Genomic DNA, 2,284 nt, shown 5'->3' with positions numbered 1-2,284 from the left:
AGGATATTGCGTTTGGTCATGATGAACTCGGCACTAAGGTGCAAAGTATCACCGGGCACCACTCTGCGTTTGAAACGCGCCCGGTCAGTACCCACCAGCAAATAGATGTACCCATCGCCAGGTTTCTTGTTTTCGGTAACAAAGCCAAGAATACCGGCGGCCTGGGCCATAGCCTCAATGATCAGCACACCCGGCATGATCGGCTCGTGGGGAAAATGACCATTAAAGAAAGGTTCATTGATGGTCACGTTCTTGATCGCTTCGATGCGTTTGCCGGGCTCCACGTCGAGAACCCGGTCAATCAGCAAAAAAGGGTAACGATGCGGCAGGTATTCCCTGACCGCCTGAATATCCATCATCATGTGTTCCACACAGGCAAGTGCCGCAATACGCGGTCGTTAATCGCTTGAACGTTCCAGTTTGCGCACGCGGCGAGCCAGATCATCAAGATTTCGGAAGCGAGCCACATTCCGACGATAGCGGCTCTGGGTATCCACAGGCAACGCAGAGCCGTAAGTGCCAGGCTCAGTGATGGAACTGGAAACCAGTGACATGGCCAGAATCTGCACCTTGTCACATACTTCAATGTGTCCGGCAATGCCGGCGGCTCCGCCGATCAGGCAGTAAGCACCGATTTTCGCAGAACCGGCAATACCGGCTTTACCCGCGATAGCGGTATGATTCCCGATCACCACGTTATGGGCAACCTGGATCTGATTATCCAGAATCACACCGTCGCCGATCACTGTGTCTTCAATGGCACCCCGATCCACAGTAGTACCGGAACCAATTTCCACATCTGCGCCGATGATAACACCGCCGACCTGATGCAGCTTGGTCCAGCCACCACCATTGAACGCGAAACCAAAACCATCACCGCCAATTACGCAATTGGCGTGTATGATAGTTCGGGGACCCAGTGTCACACCATGATAAATTGTAACATTTGGCCAGATCTTGCACTGCTCTCCAATCACCGAACCGGCACCAATCACCGAATTGGCCATGATCACAGCACCCTCACCCACCGTGACTCCAGCATCGATCACCGCATTGGGGCCGACCGACGCGGACGCGGCAACCTGAGCCTGCCCGTCAACTACTGCGGAGGGGTGAATACCCGGCGTCGCTACCGGTGCGGTTTCGAAAAAGGCACTGGCTCTGGCAAAAGACAGGTAAGGGTCTTTCACAATCAGCGCAGCCACCGGGCAGAACTCCCGCTGGGATTCAGGAATCAGCACCGCCGCTGCCCGGGTTTGCTCCAGGAAGCTGCGATAACGCGGATTTGCCAGAAAGGTCAGCTGGCTGCCCGTGGCAGATTGGATCGTACCCAGACCATCTACTGGCTGACCGGGGTTTCCGACCAGTTCTGCATCCAGCTGCCGGGCCAGTTCACCGAGAGTCAGCATTACTTCATCTTGTTCAGTTGTTTGGTCACCGCTTCGGTGATATCCAGATCCGGCTTGGTGTAAATCACCGCTTGAGCGCTGACAACCAGGTCCAGATTCTCTTTCTTGGCAACTTCAGCAACTGCACTTTGCAGTTTGGGTTCCATTTCCTGCAGCAGTTCACGCTGGGCATCGTTGGCACGCTTCTGCAATTTACGCTGAAGACTCTGGATTTCGATCATTTTCTGCTGACCTTCGGTCTGCATTTGTTCCTGCTGCTCAGAAGACATGGTCATGCCTTCCTTCTGCATTTTTTCCTGCATCTTGCCAACTTCCTGACGCAGGCTGTTGAGCCGCTGCTCATCGGCGCCCAGCTCTTTCTCCAGAGCGCTCATACGCGATTTCACATTATCAGCCGCCTGTAGGGCACCAATGGGGTCGATCACACCGACACGACCTTCAGCCATGGCCAAAGCCGGCAGCATTACAACAAAAGCAGCAATCCATTTTTTCATCATTATTAACTCCTAAAAAGTCTGTCCCAGAGAAAATTGGAAAACTTCCGTGTCATCACCAGACTGGTCATTCAGTGCCTTGGCGAGGTTGAAACTGAGGGGGCCAATCGCTGTGAGCCAGGTCAGCCCCACCCCCACGGAAGTACGCAAGTCAGTAGCTTCGAAATCGGCCACAATATCAGTACGTTCTGTTTCAAACACATTGCCCGCATCGGCGAACAGGAAGGTTCGCACGCTTCGGGATTCCGGCGCAAACGGTGTCGGGAAGATCAGCTCCAGGCTGGCTTCGGTAAGCAGGTTGCCACCAATGGGGTCCGGATCCGGATCGCGAGTGCCATTCAGGAAAAACGCCAGCCCTTCAGAGCGTGGCCCCAGGGAGCG

At 54.5% G+C, this 2,284-nt stretch carries 4 protein-coding genes; all 4 read right to left on the bottom strand.

Features of this window, described 5'->3' with window-relative positions:
• Positions 1-362 (bottom strand): 3-hydroxyacyl-ACP dehydratase FabZ (gene fabZ / locus HUJ17_RS10055; RefSeq protein ID WP_290510565.1); only part of this gene is annotated, 362 nt, incomplete at its 3' end.
• A gap of 36 nt (positions 363-398) precedes the next feature.
• Entirely contained in the window at positions 399-1,409 is a 1,011-nt protein-coding gene (lpxD, locus tag HUJ17_RS10050) for a UDP-3-O-(3-hydroxymyristoyl)glucosamine N-acyltransferase (RefSeq protein ID WP_290510564.1), read from the bottom strand.
• Positions 1,409-1,906 (bottom strand): OmpH family outer membrane protein, encoded by a 498-nt coding sequence (locus HUJ17_RS10045; protein WP_290510563.1) that lies wholly within the window; start codon positions 1,904-1,906, stop codon positions 1,409-1,411. The genes lpxD and HUJ17_RS10045 overlap by 1 nt, the downstream gene beginning before the upstream one ends.
• 9 nt (positions 1,907-1,915) lie before the next feature.
• Positions 1,916-2,284, bottom strand: a 369-nt coding sequence (locus tag HUJ17_RS10040; RefSeq protein ID WP_290510562.1) for a BamA/TamA family outer membrane protein, incomplete at its 5' end; no start/stop codon positions are given.

It is taken from the genome of Alcanivorax sp. (assembly GCF_014762765.1).
Lineage (GTDB): Bacteria > Pseudomonadota > Gammaproteobacteria > Pseudomonadales > Alcanivoracaceae > Alcanivorax.
This window is presented reverse-complemented; position numbering and strand designations above follow the sequence as displayed.

Bases quoted from the DNA above. Each gene is read 5' to 3' on its own strand.
- HUJ17_RS10045 (WP_290510563.1), bottom strand. From the start codon at position 1,906: ATGATGAAAAAATGGATTGCTGCTTTTGTTGTAATGCTGCCGGCTTTG.
- lpxD (WP_290510564.1), bottom strand. From the start codon at position 1,409: ATGCTGACTCTCGGTGAACTGGCCCGGCAGCTGGATGCAGAACTGGTC.